Below are 23,764 nucleotides of genomic sequence, written 5' to 3'. Positions count from 1 at the left end.
GGTGCCGGCAACGCCCGCCGGGTCCGGGGCGGGGGCGGCAGACGCACCATTACCCGCAGCGGGGGCTGCCGAGGCGGGGGCGCCGTTCGCGGTGGAACCATTGCCCGTACCCGCGACCGGCGCCTGACCAGCCGCACCGCTACCCGCAGCGCCGTTGCCCGCGCCCACAGCCGGCGCCTGATCTGGAACGCCGGTGCCGGCGGCACCATTGCCGGTGCCCACGGCCGAACCCTGAGCGGCGGCACCGTTGCCCGTACCGGTTGCGGACCCCTGAGCTGCGCCACCGTTGCCGGCCGCAGGCCCCTGGCGTGGAACGCCGGAGGCGGGCGCGCCGTCGGGGGTCGAACCGTTGGTGGCGCCTCCGTCGGTGGCCGTCCCGTCGCCGGACGTGGCCGGGGTACCGGCCGTGTCCTCCGTCCGATCCGGCCCGCTGGACGCGGAGCCCTGGGGCCCCGCCGACGTCGGGCGCTGCGTCACCTCGCCAGGCGAGGGCTGCCGCTCGGGCATGAAGTCAGTTTTCCCTTCACCGCACAACTGAAGGACCGGCCGTGTGGGGCCGGGCCGTCACAGGTACAGGCCGGTCCCGTGTTCGATGCGTTCGGCGGCCACGGCGTGCAGGTCGCGTTCCCGCATCACCAGGTAGGCACTGCCCTGCACCTCGACCTCGTACTGGTCGTCAGGACTGAGCAGCACCCGATCTCCCACCTTGACGGTCCGGACGTGCTGCCCGACCCCGAACACCTCTCCCCAGACCAGACGCTTGGCGACCTGAGCGGTTGCCGGGATGACGATTCCTGCGTTGCTCCGCCGCTCGCCGCCACCCTCAACGATCTTGATCATGACCCGATCGTGCAGCATCTGGATCTCGAATTTCGGGTTCGGCACCGGGCCGATGCTACGGGCCGCCGACGACCGGCCGCGCGCAGCCCGCGCCCGCCGGGACCGTCCGGCCCAGCACCCGTTACCACCGGAGGGGGGCACGCGATATGGAAAGCCCCGTGGTGCTGCCAGGTCGGGGGTCCGACAGCGCCACGGGGCTATACGGGGAATCGGAGTAGGAGGACCTCGCGTTACTGCGTCCGGCCGGCGATCTGGGTTTCACCCGTTCGGCCCAAGAAGGGGGTCAGGTGTGGGCGAGCAGGTACCGGCCGAAGTGCGGCACCGTGAAGGCGATCTGGCCCCGCTGGGCCGAGAAGACCAGGCCTTTCTTGAGCAGGCTGTCCCGGGCCGGGGACAGCGAGGACGCCCGACGCGAGAGGTGCTCCGCGATCCCCGAGGTCACGACCGGCTCGTCGCGGCCGTCGGCGAGCTCCGCCATCGCGCGCAGGTACTCCCGCTCGGCCGGGGTGGCCCGCTCGAAACGTGACCCGAAGAACCCGACGGCGAGCTCCGCATCGGCCTCAGGGGCCGCCATCGCGACGTCCGCGACCCCGATCGGGCTCATCGGCGCGGCGTCCCAGGCGGCCTTGCCGTAGGCCTGGACGAAGTAGGGGTAGCCGCCGGACGCGGCGTAGAGCGCGTCGAGCGCCTCCTCGTCGAAACCGGCGTCCTCGCGTTCGGCCGGGGCGAGGAGCGCGAAGTCGGCATCGGCACGGTCGAGCTGGCCGATGCGGGCGTACTTGAACAGCCGCTCCGAGTAGGACTTCGACGCCGAGAGCACGGCCGGCAGATGCGGCAGCCCCGCACCGACCACCACGAGCGGCGCGCGCGACTGGGACAGCTCGTGACAGGCCGCGCAGAGCGCCGACACGTCGTCGGGCCGCAGATCCTGCATCTCGTCGATGAGCAGTGCGACGCCCGTCCCGACATCCGCGGCCAGCTCCGCCACCTCGGTGAACAGCTCGACCAGGTCGATCTCGATGTCACCGGAGTCGGCGCGACCGCTCTTGACCGGCACGTCGATGCCCGGCTGCCAGCGGTCGCGCAGCTTCGCGCCGTCGGGTGCGGAGCGCAGCGCGAAGGCCTTGAGCACGCCGAGCACCTCGTCGACCCGTTCCGGGGCACGGTGCCGCACGGCGAGGTCCCGGATCGCCCGGTGCAGCGCGGCGGACAGCGGGCGGCGCAGGTCGGCGTCCGGCCGGGCCTCGATCTTGCCCGCGCCCCAGCCCTGGCGGAGCGCCATCGACCGCAGTTCCCCCAGCAACACCGTCTTGCCGACGCCGCGCAGCCCGGTCAGCACCAGGCTGCGCTCCGGGCGACCGCGCGCGACGCGCTCGAGCACGATCTCGAACGCGTCGACCTCCTTGTCCCGTCCGGCCAGCTCGGGAGGCCGCTGACCTGCGCCGGGAGCGAAGGGGTTCCGCACGGGATCCATGGATCGGACGGTATCCGGGCGTCTTGGCCGGGCCCTAGATTTCGCTATCCGGGACGATCGCGTGTCGTCGATCGGCTCCTCTAGGTATTTCTAGTCAAGATCCGATACGGCGATAGAGAAGCCGATCGGGTCAGGCTCGCCGGGTGGCCGCGTCGGCGAAGCAGAACAGACCGAAGGCTGCGAAGCCCGCGGCCACGACCACCAGCAGCGACGAGCCCGGGCCGGTCTCACCGAGCGCACGCAGCGCGGCGTCCAGGCCCCCCGCCCGCTCCGGGTCCGAGGCCACCGCCGCGGCCCCGACGAGCATCCCCACGACGCCGAACGCCAGCGCCCGGGCCAGGTGACCGACGGTGCCGACCACCTCGATGGACCGGCGCGCGGCGGGCGCGAGTTCGCGCACGTCGAGGTCGCCCATGAAGGTGCGCCGTACGCCGGTGTAGGTCATCGCCACGGCGATCACCAGGATCCCCAGCGCAGCCAGCCCCACCAGCAGCCTGCCGAACGGCAGCCTCAGCACGTCGGCGGTGAGCGCCCGGGCGCCGCCGTCGCCGGAGCGGGTGCCCACGCCGTCGACGAAACCGGACGTCACCGAGGCCAGGGCGAGCATGGCGACGGCCTTCGCGGTCGCGCCGGCCCGCTTGCGCGTGCGCTCGCCCCCCGAGACCCAGCGGAAGCCGATGAGGGCCGCGGTGAGCTGCCAGACCGCGAACGCGACCAGGCCGACCGTGGCGACGATCAGGGCCGCGATACCGAAGCGGGTCTGCGCGATGAAACCGATGGCTCCCTGGGCGTCGGCCGCGCCGGTCGGGACGCCGAAGGCGGTCTGCAGGGCGAGCCAGGCCACCAGCAGGTGCACGATGCCGTAGCCGACCAATCCCATTCGGCCGAGCCCGTCGACGAGCCTGCCCGGGGCGTCCGAAGGGCCCTCACGCACCAGCCGACGCAGGTGCCGCAGGCGGACCGACATATCGAAAGACGCTACCCGCCGGCCCCGCTACCGCTGTATCGGATGATCTCGCATTCCGACTAGATCCCGGTAGACGAGGCGATCTGGTTGGCTGGCCGTCGTGACCGACATTGCGCCCGCGGCCGCCGAGGCCCCGGAGATCGTGACCGAGGGGACCGGCTGGGACGAGCAGGTCGCGGACCGGGCCGAACTGGACGTGACCTTCTCCGCGACCGGTCGCGACCGGGCGAGCGCCGTCCGAGACCTCGGGAAACGGGTCGCCGCGGCGGAGCCCGCGCTCTCGACACCCGGGCTGACCGTGCGCAGCCGCCGGCTGTGGGTGCACACCGAGTGGCGAGGCAACCGGCCGTCGGGTTGCCGCGCGAGCGAGGATCTCGCCCTGCTGGTGACCGATGTGGCAGTGCTCGAGGAACTGCTCAACGCGCTCGTCTCCGCCGAGCCGGCTGCCCTCAACGGTCCCCGCTGGACCCTGGCGGACCCGTCGGCGGCGCTGCGATCGGCCCAGCGACGAGCGGTGTCCGACGCGCGAGAGCGGGCCGAGGGCTACGCGGCGGCGCTGGGCGGGCGGCTCGGTCCGCTGCGCCGGCTCTCCGAGGCCGCCGAGCACGGGGCCCCGATCGCCTACCGGATGGCCGCCCGGGCCGAGGATGCCGTGGACGTGCACGATCTCGGGCTCGAGCCCGAACCGGTGCGGGTCACCGCCCGCTGCAGCACCGCCTGGACTCTCCTCCCCTGAGACGCGGGGCGGGACGTCCCCCGGCACCCCTCTCGTTACGAGCCGGCTCCGGCATCCGGAGTACGAGCCCTCGGCCGGAGACCCCCATTCGTCGCAGCGCACACCTGATACGTGCTCGTTCGGGTGATATTCACGCTTGGACTAGCGCGAACGGCGCCCGCGAGTTGACACTCGTTTGGCCTAATCGAGTCATTGGGGGTGCATTTCATGAACCGACGCGGGGGAAAGCACAGACTGGCTCGTAAGACCCGGAACACGCTGCCGCTGCGGTACCCGCAGAAGAAGTCGCAGCGGAAGGCAGGCGTGCTGGCGGCGACCCGAGCCCTACTCGCCGGTACGACGGGGCTGCTCATCCTCACCGGAACGGCCACCGGATTCAACAACGGTGTAGTGCCCATGGAAATGGTCACCACGTCGTTCATCAACGTCGAATAAGATCATCTCGGCCGCGGGCTGCCGGCCGCCGACCGGCAGCCCCGGTGGAAATCCGAATTCGACGGCAGGTCCACCCGCTCGATCGAACGAATCGTCTCAGCGGGATCCGTGTTCCCTGTCATGGGAGTCATCGATCGACCCGCTCTCGACGACACTGCCGTCGATGACACTGCCGTCGATGACGATTGCGTCGGCCCGATCGGCGCCGCTGCCCTTCGCCGGCCCTTCGCCGGCCGCGCTCCGGACCGCCCGCGGTGCCGTCCACGACCCGCTGCCGGACGAACCGAACCCGCCCGGCCCGGTCGTCACCACATCGCCGTCCACGATCGGGCCGTCGGCGCGGATCCGGGCGGTACGCAGCCCGGGCGTGCGCCGCTCGGCGGCCCGCACGAGCCGGCGCCGGACGAGCGCCCGGGTCGGCGGCAGCACCAGCAACAGCCCGGCCAGGTCGGTGACCAGGCCCGGGACGAACAGCAGCAGGCCGCCCGCCGCGACCAGCAGGCCGTCGGTCAGTTCCGGATGCGCGACACGGCGGTTGCGCACCGCCTCGGTGAGCGCCTGGGCCGCCCGCACTCCCTCGCGCCGCGCGAGCCAGAGGCCGAGCACCGACCCGGCCAGCAGGACGAGCAGCGTCCACCCCGCTCCGATCCAGGAGCCCAGGGCGACCAGCGCGACGATCTCGACGACGAGATACAGCAGGACGAACGGCATACCCCTATAACGCGGACGACCGCGATCCTGCTCCCGGTCGCGATCACAGTTCACCAGGTCAGGGCGATCCCCGGATCCTCCAGCAGCGCGCCGACGTCGGCCAGGAACCGGGAGCCCTGCTCGCCGTCGACCAGCCGATGATCGAACGACAGGGCGAGCTGGCACACGGTGCGGACCGCGAGCTCACCGTCGACCACCCACGGCGTTGGCTTGATCGCCCCGACCGCGAGGATCGCCGCCTCCCCGGGGTTGATGATCGGGGTGCCGGTGTCCACGCCGAACACGCCGACGTTGGTGATGGTGAACGTGCCGCCGATGAGGTCCGCCGGCGCGGTCTTCCCGGCCCGGGCGGTCTCGGTGAGCTCGCCCAGGGCGGCGGCCAGCCCCCGCAGGTCGAGGGTGTCGGCGTCGCGGATCTTGGGGACGACCAGCCCGCGCGGGGTCGCCGCCGCGATGCCGAGTTGCACCCGGTCGTAGTAGACGATCTCGCCCGCCGCCTCGTCCCAGCTCGCGTTCACCTCCGGAGTGCGCCGGGCCGCCAGGCAGACCGCCTTCGCCACGAACGCCAGCGGGGTCAGCTTGACCCCGGCGAACGCCCGGGCACCGCGCAGCCGGTCGCGCAGCGCCATCGTCGCGGTGACGTCGACCGACAGGAACTCGGTGACGTGCGGGGCGGTGAACGCGCTGGAGACCATGGCCGCTGCGGTGGCCTTGCGGACACCACGGATCGGTTCCCGGCGGACGCCCGGGGCCACCGGCTCCGCGCCCGCGGACGGCGCGGGCGCGCCAGGCGGCAGGACTGCGCCGGGCACCACGGGAGCGCCGGGCACCACGGGAGCGCCGGGCACCACGGGAGCGCCGGGCACCACGGGAGCGCCGGGCACCACGGGAGCGCCGGGCACCACGGGAGCGCCGGGTACCGTCGGCGCACCGGGCGCCGCGAGTACGCCGGGCGCCGCGGGTACACCCGGCGCCGTAGGTGCGGCGGCCGGCGCCGTAGGTGCGGCGGCCGCGAACGCCTGAACGTCGTCCCGGGTGATCACCCCATCCGGCCCGGTCCCGGGGATCGCCCGCAGGTCCAGCCCGAGATCGCGGGCGAGTTTGCGCACCGGGGGCTTGGCGAGCGGGACGAGGCCGGCGTCCCACACCGCGCCCCCGCCACGATCGGCCGCTTGTGGCGTCGCGGCGGATTGGGCGGCCGCCGCCGGCGCGGTGACGTCCACCGGCGCCGCGACGTCGGCCCCCGGGGCCGCGTCTGCCGGCGCGGCCGCGGCCTGCCAGGTGGGGTGATCAGCGGTTGGGAGCACGGAACCACGATCCGCGCGGCTCGCGGCACCGGGACGTTGATCAGCTCGCGTCGGCGGAGCCGTCGCACCCGGGCCCGTCGCACCCGGGCCCGTCGCACCCGGGGCCGGCGCCGTCCGCCGCGGCCGCCTGCTCGCCGTGCCCTGCCGCGGCCCGTAGCCGACCAGTGTGGCGATCCGCCCGTCGGCGCCCGCCTCACCGATCTTCGCGCCGGCCTCGGGCCCCGCTGCCGCGGCGGCTTCCCCCGTCTCGATCGCGAGGATCGGCGTGCCGACCTCGATCGTCTGTCCCGGCTCGGCCAGCAGTTCGCCGACCGTCCCCGCGTACGGGCACGGCAGCTCGACGGCTGCCTTGGCCGTCTCGATCTCCACGATGATCTGGTTGACCGCGACGGTGTCGCCCGGGGCCACGTGCCAGTTGACGACCTCGGCCTCGGTCAGCCCCTCACCCACGTCGGGCATGCGGAACTCGCGGCGCATCGCGGTCACCAGGCCAGCGCGCGGTCGACGGCGTCGAGCACCCGGTCGAGATCGGGAAGGTAGTCGTCCTCGCACTTGGAGGGCGGGTAGGGCGTGTCGAACCCGGTCACGCGCAGGACCGGCGCCTCCAGGGAGTAGAAGCACTCCTGCTGCACCCGGGCTGCGACCTCGGCGGTCACCGACGACTCCGACGGTGCCTCCGACACGACCACGAGCCGCCCGGTCCGGCGAACCGAGTCGAACACGGGATCCAGGTCCAGCGGTGACAGCGACCGCAGGTCGATCACCTCGAGGTCGACACCGTCCGCGACCGCGGCGGTGGCGGCGTCCAGGCACGTGCGCACCAGCGGTCCATAACTTGCGACGGTCACCGACGACCCGGTCCGCAGCACCCGCGAGGAGAACAGCGGCGGCGGCTCCGCCCCGGGATCGACCTCGGCCTTCTCCCAGTACCGGCGCTTGGGCTCGAAGAAGATCACCGGATCGTCGTTCGCAACCGCCTGCTGGATCATCCAGTAGGCGTCGGACGGGTTCGAGCAGGCCACCACCTTGAGCCCGGCGACGTGCGCGAACAACGACTCCGGGGACTCGCTGTGGTGCTCGACCGCGCCGATCCCGCCGCCGAACGGGATCCGCACGACCACCGGCATCGTCACCTTGCCCTGCGAGCGATAGTGCACCTTCGCCAGCTGGGAGACGATCTGGTCGAAGCCGGGGAACACGAAGCCGTCGAACTGGATCTCGCACACCGGCCGGAAGCCGCGGATCGCGAGCCCGACCGCGGTGCCGATGATGCCCGACTCCGACAGCGGCGTGTCCAGCACGCGCTGCTCGCCGAAGTCCTTCTGCAGGCCGTCGGTGATCCGGAAGACGCCACCGAGCTTGCCGACGTCCTCACCCATGATGATCACCTTGGGGTCGCGCTCCATCGCGGCCCGCAGGCCGTCGTTGAGCGCCTTCGCCATCGTCAGCGTCGCCATCTCAGACCCCCTGTCCGGTGCTCGAACCCGCGAGCGGTCCGTCGGCGAAGGACGCGTGGTAGGCCAGGAACTCCGCGCGCTGGTCCTCCACGAGCGGCGAGGGTTCGGCGTAGACCTCGGAGAACATGCGGTCCGGGGCCGGGTCCGGCATCGCGAAGCAGAACTCGCGCAGTCGCGCGGCGAGCTCGTCGGACTCGGCGGCGACGTCGTCGAAGTAGGACTGGCCGACGTGGTGCTCGCGCACCAGGTTGACCCGCACGCGCTCGATCGGGTCCTTGAGCTTCCACAACTCCAGCTCGTCGGCCAGCCGGTAGCGGCTCGGGTCGTCCGAGGTGGTGTGCGCGTCCATCCGGTAGGTGAACGCCTCGATGAGCACCGGACCGTTGCCGGTGCGGCACTCCTCCAGCGCCCAGCGACTCACCGCCAGGCAGGCCAGCACGTCGTTGCCGTCGACCCGGATGCCGGGGAAGCCGTAGCCCTGGGCCCGCTCGTAGAGCGGTACCCGGGTCTGGCGCTCCAGCGGCACCGAGATCGCCCACTGGTTGTTCTGGCAGTAGAAGACGACCGGGGCGTCGTACGCCGCGGCCCAGACGAAACCCTCGTGCACGTCGCCCTGCGAGGTGGCGCCGTCGCCGAAGAAGCACATCGTCGCCTCAGCGGTCTCGGCGTCCCCCACCTTGCCCTCGAAACGCTGGCCCATCGCGTACCCGGCCGCGTTGAGGCACTGGTTGCCGATGACGATCGTGTAGAGGTTGAAGCGGGTGGCGATCGGGTCCCAGCTGCCGTTGTCGGTGCCGCGGAAGATGCCGAGCAGGTCGGTCGGATCGACGCCACGACACCAGGCCACGCCGTGCTCACGGTAGCTGGGGAACGCCATGTCCTGCGGCGCCAGAGCCCGGCCGGCGCCGATCTGGGCGGCCTCCTGACCGAGCAACGGGACCCAGATGCCGAGCTGGCCCTGCCGCTGCAGCGCGTTGGCCTCCCGGTCGGCACGGCGGACCAGGACCATGTCGCGGTAGAGCGCCTGCAGCGCGGCGGTGTCGACGTCCTCGGCGTACGGGTCGAAACGCCGGTCGGAGAGCCGCTCACCCTCCGGAGTGAGCAACTGGACGAGTTCGGGGCCGCCGGCGTCGGTACCCCGCAACCCGGCGAGGACCTGTTCACGGCTGGGACGAGATCGAGGATCGGCGGGATTCCAGGCCTGCGGTTGGGACACGGTGCCTCCTGTGCTCACGACCCGGACCCCTTGTGGTGGGCCCTGGTCGTGCCGGGCCGGCCACCCGGGGTGTGGGCGGCCGGCCCAGCACTCGACTGTGTTCGTCAACACGATCCTGGCACGGCGCCACCCTCACGGGCAGGACCTCGGGCCACAAGATCGGTCCGGAGCACAGGTGGACGGCGCAACCGCAGCGACGTCCGCAGCCGGAACTCAGACGCCGGGGCGCCGCTCCCGATGGGCGCCGTACCCGGTGCCGTCGGCGGGCCGGTCGTAGGGCGCGGCGCCCGGCCGGCCGTACGACTGCTGGCCGTACGGCTGCTGGCCGTGACCCGGCCGGCCGGGCTGGCCGACACCGGCCGCGCCCTTGACCTTGCGCGCGGCACCGTCGATCTGGCCCGAGTACTTGCCCTTGGTCTGCTTGTCGACGAACTGGGCCGCCTGGTCGACGAACCGAGCCGCCTGTTCCGGGTTCTTCTTCGCGTAGCGGCGGGCCGCCTCGGCCGCACCGGCCAGCGTCGCCAACTTCTTGAACAGGGGCATGGCCGTCCTCCGTCGATCGTGTGACTCTTATCTGCCGAACGAGCCGGCAGTATGTCCGAGTTCCCGTACCCCGGCGCCGCTGTCGTCAACCGCCTCCCCGGAACGGGCTGGTACCGGTGACTCCTCGACACCTGGTCACGCAGGGCATCCGTCACTCCGCGACCCGGGGGGCACGTGCCTGCTCCGGGTGTCCGTCATGTCTCGGACGGGAGGCTGTCCGGTTACAGGGTGTCGCGTCCGACTGTCCGGCGCGCCGCCGAGGTGAGAGCATCCCGGCGTGCCCCAACCCCTGGACCCGGAGGTCGCCGTGCTCCCCTCCATCCGCCGTCGCGTCCCGGCCGCGCTCGCCGTAGCCGCGCTCGCCGTTGCACTGGCGGGCTGCGGATCCGGTGGCGACGGCAGCGGTGGTGGGACGGCGGCCGGCCCGAGCACCGCCCCGTTGCCCGCGGTGGCCAAGGACGACGCGCTGGCCGCTCAGGTGCCGGCGCCGATCTCGGCGGACGGAAAGATCGTGTTCGGTACCGACGCCTCGTACCCGCCGAACGAGTTCGTCGACACCGACGGCCGCACGATCATCGGGATGGATGTCGATCTCGGCACCGCGGTCGCGCAGAAGCTGGGGCTGGCGGCCGAGTTCCAGAACAGCGCGTTCCCGGGCATCATCCCCGGCATCCAGGGCGGTCGTTACGAGCTGGGCATGTCGTCGTTCACCATCAACGACGAGCGCCTGCAGACCGTCGACATGGTCAGCTACTTCTCCGCGGGCACCAGCCTCGCCACCCGGGCCGGAAACCCGGACCGGGTCACCCTCGACACCCTGTGCGGGCGGGCGATCGGCGTGCAGGCCGGAACCGTGCAGGTCGAGGACCTCGCCGCCCGCAACGCCAGCTGCGTGGACAACGGCAAGGCCCCGATCCAGGTGACCGAGCTGCAGCAGCAGACCGACGTGACGCTGGCGCTGACGTCCAACCGCATCGTCGGGATGCTGGCCGACGCCCCCGTGATCGCCTACGCGGTGCAGACCACCGGCAACCAACTGCAGGTCGTCGGCTCGCAGTACGACACCGCGCCCTACGGCATCGTGCTGGCCAAGAACCAGGCCGGGTTCGCCTCCGCGGTCCAAGGGGCGGTGCAGGCCCTGATGGCCGACGGCACCTACAAGGCCATCCTCGACAAGTGGAGCGTCGGCGAGGGCGCGATCCCCAGCTCCGAGATCCGGAGCTGACACCGGTGGCCGCGCCGACCGACGGGACGTCGCGACCCGCGCGCGAGGACACCGGCGCGGCCCCGGTGCCGATCACCGCCGTCCCCGTCCGGCATCCCGGTCGGTGGCTCGCGGTGGCGGTGCTCGCGGTGCTCGCCGCGATGGCCGTGAACACGGTGCTCACCAACGAGCGGTTCGGCTGGGACGTGGTGGCGGAGTACCTGTTCTCCGAGCCGATCCTGAACGGACTGCGCAACACCCTCGTCCTGACGGCGCTGTCGATGCTCATCGGCATCGTCGGCGGGATCGCGCTGGCCGTCATGCGGCAGTCCCCGAACCCCATCCTCAGCAGCGCCGCCGCGGGCTACATCTGGCTGTTCCGCGGTACTCCGCTGATCGCCCAGCTGCTGTTCTGGAACTTCCTGTCCGCGTTGTACCCGCGGCTCTCGCTCGGGATCCCCTTCGGCCCGGAGTTCGTCTCGGTCGACACCAACGTGCTGATCACCCAGTTCGCGGCGTGCCTGCTCGGGCTCGGGCTCAACGAGGCCGCGTACATGGCCGAGATCGTCCGCGGCGGGCTGCTGTCGGTGGACCCCGGGCAGAACGAGGCGGCCGGGGCGCTGGGGATGAGCCGGGCCCAGACGCTGCGCCGGATCATCCTCCCGCAGGCCATGCGGGTGATCATCCCGCCGACCGGCAACGAGACGATCTCCATGCTCAAGACCAGCTCGCTCGTCGTGGTGATCGGTTACTTCGAGCTGCTGACCTCGGCCCAGCGGATCTCGAACCAGAACTTCCAGGTGATCCCGCTGCTCATCGTCGCCGCCGTCTGGTACCTCGCACTGACGTCGATCCTGACCGTCGGCCAGGGTTTCCTGGAGCGCCGCTACGGCCGCGGCCTGACCCCCGAACGCACCGGACCGGCGCTCTTCCCGCGGAAGGCCGCACCGTGACGGAGGCGGGAGGGCCGCAGGTGCCGATGGTCGAGGCGTCCGGGGTGCACAAGCGCTTCGGCCGGACCGAGGTCCTGCGCGGGGTGGACCTCACGGTGCAGCCCGGCGAGGTGTGCTGCGTGATCGGGCCGTCCGGCTCCGGGAAGTCCACGCTGCTGCGCTGCATCAACCACCTCGAGCGCATCGACGCGGGCCGGATGCGGGTGGCCGGGGAGCTGATCGGCTACCGCGAGTCCGGCGGGAAGCTGCACGAGCTGCGCGAGTCCGAGATCGCCCGGAAACGCCAGGACATCGGGATGGTCTTCCAGCGGTTCAACCTGTTCCCGCACCGGACGGCACTGGAGAACGTCATCGAGGCCCCGGTGACCGTGCGCCGCGTTCCGAAGGCGCAGGCCCGCCGCCGAGCGGTCGAACTCCTCGACCGGGTCGGCCTGGCCGACCGGCGCGACGCCTACCCCGCCCAGCTGTCCGGCGGCCAGCAGCAGCGGGTCGCCATCGCCCGGGCCCTCGCCATGCACCCGCGGCTGATGCTGTTCGACGAGCCGACCTCGGCACTGGACCCGGAGCTGGTCGGGGAGGTCCTCGACGTCATGCGCGGGCTGGCGGCCGACGGGATGACGATGGTCGTGGTGACCCACGAGATGGGCTTCGCCCGCGAGGTCGGAGACGCGCTGGTGTTCATGGACGAGGGGCGGATCGTCGAGGCGGGCGCACCCCGCACGGTGCTGGCCGATCCGCAGCACGAGCGGACGCGGGCGTTCCTGTCGAAGGTGCTCTGACGACCCACCGGTCGCGCCGGGCACAACCATGCGATTCGCCGTGATCCGGCCGATCGGCGTCCTACCCGTGACGCGACGGCCCGCTCCGGGAAGGATCCGGGCCCGGCGCCGCCGCAGAGCGTCCTCGACGGTGCCGTTGCCGGAGGCCGACCGACAGACTGCTTTCGCGGAGCGGGAGGCGGAGTCCGCCGAAGCGCAGGCGACCGAGCGGCCGTCTTCAGACCCTCAGCGCGGCAGTCGCCCCATCAGGTAGAACTCCGGGTTGGGGCGCAGGGCGGTCAGGTGCGCCAGCCGGTTCGACATCGCGAACAGCGCGGTGATGGCGCCCACGTCCCAGATCTCGTCGTCGGTCAGCCCGGCCGCACGCGCGTCGTCGAGCTCGGCCTCGGTCAGCGTGGCCGAGTCGGTCGCGATCAACAGGGCGAGATCGACGATGGCGCGCTCCCGGGGGCTCAGCTCGACCGCGTACGGGTTGGTCGCCACCCGATCGGCGATCTCCGGGTCCTTGGTGCGCACCCGCAGGATCGCGCCGTGCGCCACGACGCAGTACGTGCAGTGGTTCGCCCCGGACGTCGCCACCACCACCAGCTCCCGCTCGGCCTTGCTCAATCCGTCGCTGCGCTCCATCAGCGCGTCGTGGTAGTCGAGGAACGCCCGCAACTCGGCCGGGCGCCGGGCCAGGGCGCGGAAGATGTTCGGGACGAAACCGGACTTCTCTGCGATGACGCCGATGCGCTCGCGGAGGTCGGCGGGCATGTCCTCGAGTTCGACGGCACCGAACCGGCTGACCGGATGCTGATCGCTCATGGAAGTCGACGGTAGCCGCTGCCCGGGGGATGATCCCGGCATGTCGGTTCCCGAGGAGATTCGTGTACGTCTGTCCCATTGGTGCACCGCCCACGTGCCCGACGACGAGCGCGCGCTGCGCCAGATCGCCTACACGACCTCCGGTGACGAGGTGACGATCCTGGATCGACGGCCGCCGACGTTCCCCGAGCTCGGGGCGGCCTGGACGGCGACCCCGGTCGCGCGACTGCGGCGCGACGATCCCGAGCCTGGGCTGTGGACGCTGCACCGGCCCGTGGCGGAGAACTCACCGGACGCCTGGGAGCGTGACGTCGCCGGCCCCGCAGACGACCCGCTGGTCCTGCTCGCCCGCGTCGAGGACGCGGTCCGGGCCGCTGCCCCGCCACGGAACACGGGCCCGGCGTCGGGCTGAGGATCGCCGCGGCGGCCACCGCACCGGCGGAGCGCTGCCCGGTGCCGGACGGACGACCTGGCAGGCTGTGCCGGTTCCGGTGCCGGTTCAGGCCCCGGCCTGCTTCACCTGGCCCCGGTCGGCCACGCCCACCGATCGTGACCCGGCCGGGCCCGACGGCAGCCGGACGACCCGCGCGTCGCTGCCCTGCGCCGCAGCCCGGCCACGGATCACCAGGGCCGCCGCCCGCTGCAGCACGCTCAACAACGGCGCCCCGCCGGCCGGACGCGCCCCGGACCCGACGACGGCGATGAGCCGCGGGGCGACCGCTGCGAGCAGCAGCCGGTCGACACCGAGCTCACCGGCGCCGAGCACCATCACGACGTCGGCGCTGTCCGGCGCGGGCAGGGCCTCCAGCAGCCGATCCACCTCGACGAACCAGGCCAGGCCGAAACCCGACGCCCCCGACTCGCTCTCGGCCGCCCACGCGTCGGCGAGCCGGGGGGCGTGTTGCCGGAGCCGGTCGAGCAGAGCCGTGCAGGACTGCTGGTCCAGCACGTCGCGGCGGGCGGCGAACAGCGCGTCGAGCGCGGCCGCGTAGGCCGCCGGGTCCCGCTCGCGCAACGCGATGACGGCACTGTCGTGCTCCGGCGCGGTCGCCGCCACCGGAGCCTGCCCGGCCAGGTCGTCCGCGAGCCGGTCGAGCCGCTGGTGGGCCTCCGCGGGGGACCCGTGGTCGGCGAGGTCGATGATCGCGGTGGCGATCTGCTCCGCTGCGGTGAGGTCCGGCACCGCGATCGGCGAGTTGGGGTGGATGAACAGCACGTCGTGGCGCAGTGCGCCCACCGACCGCGCGGCCGCCCCGATCCGGGTCAGGCCGTCGGCGAGCTCGGCCAGTTCGTCGGCGTTGCGCGGGGCGGGGATGCCCACCTCGTGACAGGCCGCGTCGATCCTGGTCAACCGTTCGGCGAGGTCGACGTGCTCGACAGCCGCCTGGACCTGCTGGATGGTCTCCGGGACGACGCCACCGACCCGGATCTGGCGCAGCGCCGGCTGCACGTCCCGCTGGGCGGCAGAACGGAAGTACGCCCGTGACCGACCGCCGGACTGCAGGAAGGCGAGGTAGCGGCGGAGCATCTCGCCCGCCCCGGTCGGCAGTGGCCCGACCACGCTGATCGGCGGGCTCGTGCGGGCGCGCTCGGCCGCCATCGTGGCCTGCGCGGTGTCCTCGACCAGCCGCTCGAAGGCGGCACGGTGGCGGCTGTAGACGAGATCGGACAGCAGCGACCAGGCCCACGCCCGGTCCTCCCGGGGCCGCAGTGCACCCAGCGAACGGTCGACACAACGCGCGACCGAGGTGACCGCATCGCGCCGCTCGGCCTCGATCCCGGCCAGCAGGCCCGGGATCAGGTCGGCCGGCCCACCGCCGCCCGTCCGGGCGCGGCGGGCGCGGTGGCACAGCTCGGCGATCTCGTCGACCGAGGGGAGCGACTCCGGCGCCGGCAGCTGCTGGCCGCTGCGGGCGCGCCGGGCCGGGGTGGCCGTGGCCAGCAGGCGCCGCAGCTGACGCACCTCGGCAGGCGAGAGCGGGGGAAGCCGGTCCAGGCAGTGGCCGTAGATCTGAGCGGGCAGCACGTCACGCAGGGCGATGAGCTCGGCGCGGTCGGCCGCGGTGACGACGACGCGGCGCCCGTCGGCGAGCAGCGCGGTGACCGCCGCGGCGACCGCTTCGGGGTCGAACTCGTCGAGCACCACCAGGTTGTCGCCACGCACGGCGGCGACCACCGAGGCGGGGTCGTCGACGGGACGTCGCTGCGGCGGGGGGCCGTCCCCGACGGCCGCCAACGCCTCGGCCAGGCGGCGCAACCCGGCAGGGGCCTCGCCGGCCTCGATGCTCTTCTGGATCTGCTTCCTGGCGGTTGTGGTCCGAGCGTCCCCACCGGCGTCGGCCAGCCGGTCGACGAACGTGATCAGGTGAGCGTCGTCGTCGACGGAACTCGACGGTCCGACATTCAGCACTTCCGTCACCTCCACCTGGCCGCCGAGTGCTCAGCGGTTACAGGATGTATCGCGCAGATCCCCGAGATGTTCCACCCCAATGGTGCACGACCGCAATCAAGCGACGCTGCATGGTGACTCTCCGCGTCGCTCAGAGGGCAAAGTCGATCTTTGGGCACACCGAAGGGTGTCAAATTCCCGCCCGAATGTCACTCGGCGAGAAGATCCAGCCACCCGGCAGTGTGTCCGGATCGAGCAGGACCGGCTGGTCAGAGCGCTGTGGAGCGACCTATATCACGCTCCGTGGTACCCGACCAGGGCGCACCCCCGGGCTCACTCAACCGGCTCAGCGCCGGCCCGTGCCGTCCAGGTCGCCGACGCCCGGGGACGTCGCCTCGTCACGGGTCTTGCGGTGGACGATCGCCACGGCACAACACGCTCACCGGCACCCGGGCGAACTGTGATCAGTGGAAGAACGGCACCCCGGGGGCAACTGCGGCTCGATCGAGTTGAACCACGCAGTGACGAGCATGAGGAACCACACCGGGTCATGCCACCGGCCCGCCGCGGAGGTCGCGACGGGCCGGTGAGGTCAAGCGATTCCCGGGACCGGCGGTGCCGTGGTACCGCCGCCCGGGAGCGGGTCAGACGCCGAGGCGGAGCTTGAGCGCCTCCAGCTCGTCACGCATCGACGTCGGCAGCTTGGCGCCGATCTTGTCGAACCACTCCTCGATGAGCGGGATCTCGGTCTTCCACTCCTCGACATCGACCTTCAGCGCGGCCTCGACGTCCTCGATCGGGGTGTCGAGGCCCTGCATGTCGATCGCCTCGGCGGTCGGCACGTAGCCGATCGCGGTCTCGACCGCCGCGGCCTTGCCCTCGAGGCGCTCGATGGCCCACTTGAGCACGCGGCTGTTCTCGCCGAAGCCCGGCCACAGGAAGCGGCCGTCCTCACCGCGGCGGAACCAGTTGACGTAGAAGATCTTCGGCAGCTTGTCGGCGTCCGCGCCCTTGCCGACGTTGATCCAGTGCTGGAAGTAGTCGCCGACGTTGTAGCCGATGAACGGCAGCATGGCCATCGGGTCGCGGCGGACCTGGCCGAGCCCACCGGTCGCGGCCGCGGTCTTCTCGCTCGACAGCGTGGCGCCCATGAACGTGCCGTGCTGCCAGTCGCGCGACTCGGTGACCAGCGGGATGGTCTCCTTGCGACGGCCACCGAAGAAGATCGCCGAGATCGGCACGCCCTTCGGGTCGTCCCACTCCGGCGCGAGCACCGGGCACTGCGACATCGGCGTGCAGTACCGCGAGTTCGGGTGGCTGGACGGCTCGCCCGCCTCGCCGTCGGCCGGGGTCCAGTCCTTGCCCTTCCACGACGTGGCGTGCGAGGGCTCGTTCTCCATGCCCTCCCACCAGATGTCGCCGTCGTCGGTCAGGGCGACGTTGGTGAACAGCGAGTTGCCGCGCTCGATGGTGCGCATCGCGTTCGGGTTGGTCTTCCAGTTCGTGCCCGGCGCGACGCCGAAGAAACCGTACTCCGGGTTGACCGCGTAGAGGCGGCCGTCCTCCCCGAAGCGCATCCAGGCGATGTCGTCGCCCAGCGTCTCGACCTTCCAACCCGGGATGGTCGGCTCCAGCATGGCGAGGTTGGTCTTGCCACAGGCCGACGGGAACGCGGCGGCCACGTAGTACGTCTTGTCCTCGGGGCTGATCAGCTTGAGGATCAGCATGTGCTCGGCGAGCCAGCCCTCGTCGCGCGCCATCGCCGAGGCGATGCGCAGCGAGTAGCACTTCTTGCCCAGCAGCGCGTTGCCGCCGTAGCCGGAGCCGTAGCTCCAGATCAGCCGCTCCTCGGGGAAGTGCACGATGTACTTGGTCTCGTTGCACGGCCAGGGCACGTCCTGCTGACCCGGCTCGAGCGGGGCACCGACGGAGTGCAGCGCGGGGACGAAGTCGTCGCCGGCCGGGCCGTCGAACAGCGGGAGCACCGAGGCGCCCATCCGCGTCATGATCTTCATCGAGGCCACGACGTACTCGGAGTCGGTGATCTCGACGCCCAGCATCGGCTTCTCGGCCGTGATCGGACCCATGCAGAACGGGATGACGTACATCGTCCGGCCGGCCATGCAGCCGCGGTAGAGCTCAGTCATGATCGACTTCATCTCGGCGGGGGCCATCCAGTTGTTGGTGACCCCGGCGTCGGCCTCGTCGACCGAACAGATGAAGGTGCGCTCCTCGACCCGGGCGACGTCATTGGGGTCGGAGGCGGCCCAGAACGAGTTGGGTTTCTTCGCCTCGTCCAACTTCACGAAGGTCCCGGCCTCGACCAGCTGGGACGTCACCCGGTCCCACTCGGCGTCCGAACCGTCGCACCACACGATGCGGTCGGGCCTGGTCAGCTCCGCGACCTCACGCACCCAGGACAGAAGGCGAGCGTTGGTTGTGGGCGCGTCGTCGATCCCTGGCACGGTCGCTGCAGTCATCTCGTCCTGTCTCCTACCTGGCCGGGCCATACCCGACCGCGGGAATGCTTGCGCCCACCCAGGCCCGGTACGGCCGGATGTGGCGGGGAAACGATGGGACCAGAGGTTACCGGTGGGCCAGGGATTCCCCCACAGTCGGCAACTGTCGATTCACTCACAGGACCGATCATGTAATCGATTCAGAAGGGCGGTTGCCGCAGGTCAGAGAGGCGATGGTCGGTCGAAGCCGTTCGGTACGGCAGCATCTACCACTATGCAGGTCACCTGATGACATCACTGATTCGCTCTCGGGCAACTGCGACGGAAGCCGGGGACCGAGACCGATGCTGCGGTTCCGCGAGGACGAAACCGCAGCGTGTCACGATTCAGTAAGCGGAAGGGCGCTTTCGGGCAGGGCGCCGCCGGCGAGCAGGCGCTCGTGAGGCGGGCCAGCTGGGTCAGCACCGAGCGCCGGGCCCACGGGCCGAAGGAGATGCGGGCCACTCCGAGCTCCGCGAGCCGGGACTGCGGCAGCGAGTCGCAGCAGTTCAGCGGCCTTCTCCGAGATGCTCACGCCTGCGGACGCCACTGGCATCCGATCGCGTCACGAGGCCAGACCGGCCAACAGACCGGCCAGCGCCGCGGGCTCGGAGAACATCGGCCAGTGACCGGTCGGCAGCTCGCGGATCGACCACTCCGGGCCGGCCATCTCCGCGAACGCCGGCACCCCCGCATCGATCAGGCCCTTGGCGTCGGCCGCTGTGAAGCTGCACGCGACGACGGTCTTGGGCAGGCTCGGGTCCGGCGTGCCGCGACGCACCCCGCCGGTGAGCACGCCACCGGGTTCGGGCGTCGCGCAGCTGCGCAGCAGATCGAGCATCTCGTCGTCGAGCCCGGCCGTGCTCGCGCCCAGCTCCGCGAGCCGTGGGGCAGCCGGCAGCGGGTACCAGCCGCCGTTCGCCGCGATCTGCTCCGCGATCCACGCCTGCGCCCCGGGCGGGTTGAAGTCGATCTGGGCCATCCCGTCCGGCAACGGGCCGGTGTCGACGAACACCAGGTGGGCGATCCGCTCGCGTGCCCGCTCGGCCACAGCGGTTACCGTCGGGCCCGCGCCGCTGTGCCCGACCAGCACCACGTCGTGCAGATCGCGCGCCCGGAGCACCTCGACGACCTCGGCCACGTGCGCCTCGGCGGTCACGTCCGGTCCGTCGCCGGCCCGCTCGGCGAGGCCGGCCGGCGTCAACGCGAGCACCGCGTGGCCCGCCCCGCGCAGCGGCGCGGCCACCTCGTCCCACGCCCACGCCCCCAGCCAGAAGCCCGGGACCAGCACATACGTTGCCATGTCATCCTCCTCGTCCGGCGCGATGGGAGAACCGTACGAACGAATGCGGGCCGAACCCGTCCTGATTTCTGACAGACTTCGCCGCATGGCACCGACAGCCGGCCGGGTCCTCGCCCTGCTCGAGCTGCTGCAGGCCCGCCCGGGACTCACCGGCCCGGAGATCGCCGAGCGGTTGGAGATCGACCAGCGCACCGTCCGCCGGCACATCCGGACCCTGGAGGAGATCGGCGTGCCGGTCGTCGCCGCGCGCGGACGGCACGGCGGGTACCGGCTGCTGCCCGGGTACAAGCTGCCGCCACTCATGCTCAGCGGCGACGAGGCGGTGGCCGTGGTGCTCGGGTTGATCGCCGCCGAGCGGAGCGGGCTGCACGCCGCCGCGCCCGCGGTCGACAGTGCCCGCGCCAAGATCGAACGGGTACTGCCCGCGGAGCTGCGGGAGCGGACCCGGGCCGTGGCCGAGACGCTGGGCTTCACCGCGGCCGCGCGTCCCGGCACCGCCCCGTCCGCGGACGTACTGCTCACCCTCGGCGAGGCCGCCCGGGACCACCGCCGGGTGCGGCTGCGCTACACCTCGTGGAGCGGTGCGGCCGGCGAGCGCGAGCTCGACCCCTACGGCCTGGTCTTCCACGCCGGACGCTGGTACGTCACCGGACACGACCACCGGCGTGACGGCGTGCGCACGTTCCGGCTCGACCGGATCGACGCCGTCCGCGCGACCCGCGCCGCGTTCACCCCGCCGGCCGGCTTCGACGCGGTGGGACACGTCGTGGCGAGGCTGGCCGAGGTGCCCTACGCGAGCGAGGTCGAGGTCGTGCTGCACGCCCCGGTCGCCGAGGTCCGGCGCCGGCTGCCCCGCACCGTCGGCGCGCTCGCCGAGCACCCGGACGGCGCGCTGCTACGCGGCCGCGCGGAACGTCTGGACGGGATGGCCCAGCTGCTGGCCGGCCTGGGCTGGCGGTTCACGGTGCGACGACCCGACGAGCTGCGCACCGCGGTGCGGGAACTGGCCGCCCGGCTCGCCGACGACGCCGTGCGCCGTTGACCCCGGCAGCCTCCCGAGGGCGGTCAGGAGGCGGCCGGGGTGGAGCGGCGCAGGCCCAGCACGACGGTGGCCGCGACCGCCACCAGCACGGCCGTCCCGAGACCCGCGGTCAGCTGGACACCGTGCGCGAAGGCCGCCTGCGCGGACGCGAGCAGACCCGGCCCGGCGGGACCGGCCGACCCCGCCGCGACGTCGACCGCGCCGCCCAGGGTCTCCCGCGCGGCGGTGGCCGAGGCCGGGTCGAGACCCGCCGGAACCTGCACCGTTCTCTGGTAGGCAGTGGTCATCGCGCTACCGAGCACGGCGGTGCCGAGCACGGCGCCGATCTCGTATGCGGTCTCGGAGACGGCGGAGGCGGCACCCGCGCGGTCGGCCGGTGCCGCGGTCATGATCGCGTCGTTGGCCAGCGTCTCGGACAGCCCGATTCCCACGCCGACGAGGACACTCGCGGCGATCAGCAGGGCCGCGCCGGAACCGGCGCCGAGCAGGGCGCACAGCAGGTAGCCGGCCGCGGCGAGCAGCAGGCCCGTCGGGACCAGCGTGCGCAGCGGGAACCACCGGGCCAGCCGGGCCGCGACCAGGCCGGACACCACGGTCGCCAGGAAGCCCGGCAGCAGCAGCAGGCCGGCCCTCATCGGGGTGTGGCCGAGCACGAGCTGCAGGTACTGGGCGGAGAAGAACAGCACCCCGGTGAGCGCGAACATGGTCGTCGCGTTGGCCAGTGCCGCGAGCCGCAGCACCGGGGCCGCGAACAACTCGACGTCGAGCACCGGCTCACGGCCGGCTCGGGTCTGCGCCCGGACGCGCCGGACGAAGGCCAGCCCGGCCAGTCCCGCGACCAGCAGCGCACCGAGCGACGCGGGTGTCACGCCGTTCCACGCCACCAGCTTGATCGCCAGCACCAGCGGCACCATCGCGAGCAGCGACAGCAGCACGCCGAACGGGTCCATCCGCCCCGGCGCGGCCATCCGCGACTCGGGCAGCAGCACCGCGGCGAGCACCAGCAGCAGCACCATCACCGGCACGTTGACCAGGAACACCGAGCCCCACCAGAAGTGTTGGAGCAGCAGGCCTCCGACGATGGGTCCGAGCGCGGCCCCGGCCGCGAAGCCGGTGGCCCAGATGGCGAGGGCCGTCCGGCGCTGCCCGCGGTCGGCGAACAGCGCGCGAAGCAGCGCCAGGGTGCTCGGCATGAGCATCGCCCCGAAGAAGCCCAGCACGGCCCGTGCGGCGACGAGCTGGGTGGCGTCGGTGGCGAACGCGGCGACGAGGGACACCGCGCCGAACCCGGCGACGCCGATCATCAGCAGTCTCCGGCGTCCGATGCGGTCCCCGAGCGTGCCCATGGTGACCAGGAGCCCCGCGAGCACCAGCGGGTAGATGTCGACCACCCACAGCAGCTCGGTGCCGTTGGGCGCCAGAGCCGAGCTGATCGCGGGCAGCGCGAAGCTCAGGATCGTGTTGTCGATCGCGACGAGCAGGGTCGGCAGGAACAGGGCGACGAGCGCGAGCCATTCCCGGCGGCCGGCGCGGGTGGGCGCCGGGCGTGCCGGGGTGCGCGGCAGCGTGATGGTCATGCGGAGTCCTCGAGCGGCGCCTCGTGAGCGCGGGTGGGGGGCGTCGGTGGACGCCAGAGCTGTACCGTCCAGACGGTACATAGAAGCTCGATATTCCCAGGCCACCGGCCGGGTGACGACGTGAGGTCGCCTACACTCACGTCGTGTCGAGCGCCCGCGACCGCGTCCTGGACGCCTACGAGACGCTCCTGATCGAGCGCGGCCCGGCGAGCGCCACCCTGGATGCCGTGGCCGCCGCCGCCGGCGTCTCGAAGGGCGGGCTGCTCTACCACTTCTCGTCCAAGGACGCGCTCGCCGCCGGGCTCCTCGACCGGCTGCGCCGGCGCAGCGCCGCCGACGCCGAGGCGATGCGCACCGCCGCCGAGGGCCCGATCGACTACTACCTGCGCACCTCCGCGCCCGGGGGAGGATCACCCGGCGGGCTCACCCGGACCTACCTCGCCGCGCTGCGGATCGCCGACGGGCGCCCCGGGGTGCACGACGCGCTCGCCGTCGTCGACGCCGACGGCCTCGCGGCGTTGCGCACCGAGATCACCGACCCGGTCCTGTCCTGGCTCGTCCAACTCGTCGGGGACGGCCTCTACCTGCGCACCCTCGTCGGCACGCCGCTACCCGACGACCTCGGGGTGGACGACCTGCTCGAGCGGCTACGTGCCCTGCTCGGACCGCCCGGATCGGCGTGAACCGCACCTCCCACGCGAGCCAGGCATAGTCGCCCCGGAGATCGGGTACCTCCCTGACTAAGAGTGTCCGCTCGGCCACGGAACGCAGGAGGACCCCGATGACCACGGCCCAGTACCTCGTCTTCCTCGTGATCGCCGTCGGACTGACAGTCGCGGTCGGACGGGTGCTGTTCATGAGCGGTGAGCCGTTCCTGGAGGAGGTCTTCCAGAACAAGGAGACGGCGCACTCGCTCAACCAGCTCCTGACGGTCCTGTTCCACCTGCTGACCCTCGGCGTGCTCGCGATCATCTCCACCATCGACGTGCCCGTGGAGGGTGCCCTCCAGACGATGGTCACCAAGTTCGGCGTGGTGCTGGTCGTCGTGGGCGTCGCCTACGGCGTCTCGATGCTGGTGCTGCTGCGCATCCGTGAGCGCCGGCGCGCTGTCACGATCTCCGCCGGGGTGCAGCACCGGATCGCCGAGCAGAACCGCCGGCCCGCCAATCCGGTGCCGCCGGCGTCCTGACCCCGATCCGTTCCCGCGGGCCGAGCCTCAGCGGGCCGCGGTGAGCGGCCGCCGGGCGATCGTCGGCAGCAGGATCGGCAACCGGTGGGCCGTGACGTTCCAGAACCGGACCTCCGGATCGGCGGCCCGCCAGGCGTCGGCCAAGCGGGTGGCCGCGTCGGCGTCGGCGACCCGGCGGGGACGGGGACGCAACCCGCACCGCGCCCGCACCTCCCGGTCCAACGCACGCCAGGCCTCGTCCGCGGTGGCGTGGACGCTCACCGTCGCCGGCCCGTCGTCGTCACCGACCACCAGGGTGTACGCGCTGATCACGTCGTACGACAAAGGCCCGGCCCTC

General features: G+C 72.3%; 22 protein-coding genes. 8 read left to right on the top strand and 14 right to left on the bottom strand.

Annotation, left to right across the window (positions count from 1 at the left end; all coding sequences use genetic code 11):
* Positions 1-564: 564 nt before the first annotated feature.
* From HF519_RS07140 to HF519_RS07130, 3 genes are all read right to left on the bottom strand, one after another.
* Positions 565-858: a GroES family chaperonin gene (locus HF519_RS07140; RefSeq protein ID WP_211169656.1), complete on the bottom strand. Its 294-nt coding sequence runs from the start codon at positions 856-858 to the stop codon at positions 565-567.
* A gap of 265 nt (positions 859-1,123) precedes the next feature.
* Entirely contained in the window at positions 1,124-2,314 is a 1,191-nt protein-coding gene (locus HF519_RS07135) for an ATP-binding protein (protein ID WP_169411329.1), read from the bottom strand.
* Positions 2,315-2,444: 130 nt separating this feature from the next.
* Entirely contained in the window at positions 2,445-3,281 is an 837-nt protein-coding gene (locus HF519_RS07130; RefSeq protein ID WP_169411327.1) for a DUF1206 domain-containing protein, read from the bottom strand.
* Positions 3,282-3,381: 100 nt separating this feature from the next.
* Between HF519_RS07130 and HF519_RS07125 the strand changes: the two genes are divergently transcribed.
* Positions 3,382-4,017 carry an SIMPL domain-containing protein gene (locus HF519_RS07125; protein WP_312859950.1) on the top strand — a complete coding sequence of 212 codons (636 nt, stop codon included), beginning with the start codon at positions 3,382-3,384 and terminating at the stop codon, positions 4,015-4,017.
* 531 nt (positions 4,018-4,548) lie between these two features.
* Here the strand turns inward: HF519_RS07125 and HF519_RS07115 are convergent.
* From HF519_RS07115 to HF519_RS32705, 5 genes are all read right to left on the bottom strand, one after another.
* The gene (locus HF519_RS07115) at positions 4,549-5,163 is read right to left on the bottom strand and encodes an FxsA family protein (RefSeq protein WP_169411323.1); all 615 of its coding nucleotides are present in this window, start codon (positions 5,161-5,163) and stop codon (positions 4,549-4,551) included.
* 50 nt (positions 5,164-5,213) lie between these two features.
* Positions 5,214-6,947, bottom strand: a complete 1,734-nt coding sequence (locus HF519_RS31025) for a dihydrolipoamide acetyltransferase family protein (protein ID WP_246242722.1) — start codon at positions 6,945-6,947, stop codon at positions 5,214-5,216.
* A gap of 5 nt (positions 6,948-6,952) precedes the next feature.
* On the bottom strand, positions 6,953-7,927 hold the full coding sequence (locus tag HF519_RS07105) for an alpha-ketoacid dehydrogenase subunit beta (RefSeq protein WP_169411321.1): 975 nt from the start codon (positions 7,925-7,927) through the stop codon (positions 6,953-6,955).
* Between the two features lies 1 nt (position 7,928).
* The gene (pdhA, locus tag HF519_RS07100) at positions 7,929-9,143 is read right to left on the bottom strand and encodes a pyruvate dehydrogenase (acetyl-transferring) E1 component subunit alpha (protein WP_312859949.1); all 1,215 of its coding nucleotides are present in this window, start codon (positions 9,141-9,143) and stop codon (positions 7,929-7,931) included.
* A gap of 213 nt (positions 9,144-9,356) precedes the next feature.
* Positions 9,357-9,686: an antitoxin gene (locus HF519_RS32705; protein ID WP_169411318.1), complete on the bottom strand. Its 330-nt coding sequence runs from the start codon at positions 9,684-9,686 to the stop codon at positions 9,357-9,359.
* Between the two features lie 277 nt (positions 9,687-9,963).
* Between HF519_RS32705 and HF519_RS07090 the strand changes: the two genes are divergently transcribed.
* Genes HF519_RS07090 through HF519_RS07080 form a run of 3 tightly spaced genes read left to right on the top strand, consistent with a single transcriptional unit; the run spans position 9,964 to position 12,622 of the window.
* Positions 9,964-10,911, top strand: a complete 948-nt coding sequence (locus HF519_RS07090; RefSeq protein ID WP_312859948.1) for an ABC transporter substrate-binding protein — start codon at positions 9,964-9,966, stop codon at positions 10,909-10,911.
* Between the two features lie 5 nt (positions 10,912-10,916).
* Positions 10,917-11,843, top strand: a complete 927-nt coding sequence (locus HF519_RS07085) for an amino acid ABC transporter permease (RefSeq protein ID WP_169411316.1) — start codon at positions 10,917-10,919, stop codon at positions 11,841-11,843.
* A 26-nt stretch (positions 11,844-11,869) separates the two neighbouring features.
* The gene (locus HF519_RS07080) at positions 11,870-12,622 is read left to right on the top strand and encodes an amino acid ABC transporter ATP-binding protein (protein ID WP_169411359.1); all 753 of its coding nucleotides are present in this window, start codon (positions 11,870-11,872) and stop codon (positions 12,620-12,622) included.
* 225 nt (positions 12,623-12,847) lie between these two features.
* Here HF519_RS07080 and HF519_RS07075 read toward each other — a convergent pair whose 3' ends face one another.
* The gene (locus tag HF519_RS07075; RefSeq protein WP_169411314.1) at positions 12,848-13,429 is read right to left on the bottom strand and encodes a peroxidase-related enzyme; all 582 of its coding nucleotides are present in this window, start codon (positions 13,427-13,429) and stop codon (positions 12,848-12,850) included.
* 40 nt (positions 13,430-13,469) lie between these two features.
* Between HF519_RS07075 and HF519_RS07070 the strand changes: the two genes are divergently transcribed.
* The gene (locus HF519_RS07070; RefSeq protein ID WP_169411312.1) at positions 13,470-13,841 is read left to right on the top strand and encodes a DUF3024 domain-containing protein; all 372 of its coding nucleotides are present in this window, start codon (positions 13,470-13,472) and stop codon (positions 13,839-13,841) included.
* An 87-nt stretch (positions 13,842-13,928) separates the two neighbouring features.
* Here HF519_RS07070 and HF519_RS07065 read toward each other — a convergent pair whose 3' ends face one another.
* The 3 genes from HF519_RS07065 to HF519_RS07055 form a co-directional block, all read right to left on the bottom strand.
* Positions 13,929-15,839 carry a hypothetical protein gene (locus tag HF519_RS07065; RefSeq protein WP_169411310.1) on the bottom strand — a complete coding sequence of 637 codons (1,911 nt, stop codon included), beginning with the start codon at positions 15,837-15,839 and terminating at the stop codon, positions 13,929-13,931.
* 623 nt (positions 15,840-16,462) lie between these two features.
* Positions 16,463-18,298 (bottom strand): phosphoenolpyruvate carboxykinase (GTP), encoded by a 1,836-nt coding sequence (locus HF519_RS07060; RefSeq protein ID WP_169411308.1) that lies wholly within the window; start codon positions 18,296-18,298, stop codon positions 16,463-16,465.
* Between the two features lie 583 nt (positions 18,299-18,881).
* Positions 18,882-19,619 (bottom strand): alpha/beta fold hydrolase, encoded by a 738-nt coding sequence (locus tag HF519_RS07055; RefSeq protein WP_169411306.1) that lies wholly within the window; start codon positions 19,617-19,619, stop codon positions 18,882-18,884.
* A gap of 85 nt (positions 19,620-19,704) precedes the next feature.
* Here HF519_RS07055 and HF519_RS07050 point away from each other — a divergent pair, with 85 nt between their 5' ends.
* Positions 19,705-20,661 (top strand): helix-turn-helix transcriptional regulator, encoded by a 957-nt coding sequence (locus tag HF519_RS07050; RefSeq protein WP_169411304.1) that lies wholly within the window; start codon positions 19,705-19,707, stop codon positions 20,659-20,661.
* 23 nt (positions 20,662-20,684) lie between these two features.
* Here HF519_RS07050 and HF519_RS07045 read toward each other — a convergent pair whose 3' ends face one another.
* On the bottom strand, positions 20,685-22,238 hold the full coding sequence (locus tag HF519_RS07045; protein ID WP_169411302.1) for an MFS transporter: 1,554 nt from the start codon (positions 22,236-22,238) through the stop codon (positions 20,685-20,687).
* A gap of 143 nt (positions 22,239-22,381) precedes the next feature.
* On the opposite strand from HF519_RS07045, the gene HF519_RS07040 reads away from it, so the two are divergent.
* On the top strand, positions 22,382-22,921 hold the full coding sequence (locus HF519_RS07040; protein ID WP_169411300.1) for a TetR/AcrR family transcriptional regulator: 540 nt from the start codon (positions 22,382-22,384) through the stop codon (positions 22,919-22,921).
* A 98-nt stretch (positions 22,922-23,019) separates the two neighbouring features.
* Positions 23,020-23,427: a hypothetical protein gene (locus HF519_RS07035; RefSeq protein ID WP_211169644.1), complete on the top strand. Its 408-nt coding sequence runs from the start codon at positions 23,020-23,022 to the stop codon at positions 23,425-23,427.
* A 27-nt stretch (positions 23,428-23,454) separates the two neighbouring features.
* Here the strand turns inward: HF519_RS07035 and HF519_RS07030 are convergent, their stop codons facing one another.
* Complete coding sequence (locus tag HF519_RS07030) at positions 23,455-23,751, bottom strand: hypothetical protein (protein ID WP_169411298.1); 297 nt, start codon at positions 23,749-23,751, stop codon at positions 23,455-23,457.
* Between the last annotated feature and the right edge of the window lie 13 nt (positions 23,752-23,764).

The organism is Pseudonocardia bannensis, from assembly GCF_012911875.1.
Classification (GTDB): domain Bacteria; phylum Actinomycetota; class Actinomycetes; order Mycobacteriales; family Pseudonocardiaceae; genus Pseudonocardia; species Pseudonocardia bannensis.
This window is presented reverse-complemented; position numbering and strand designations above follow the sequence as displayed.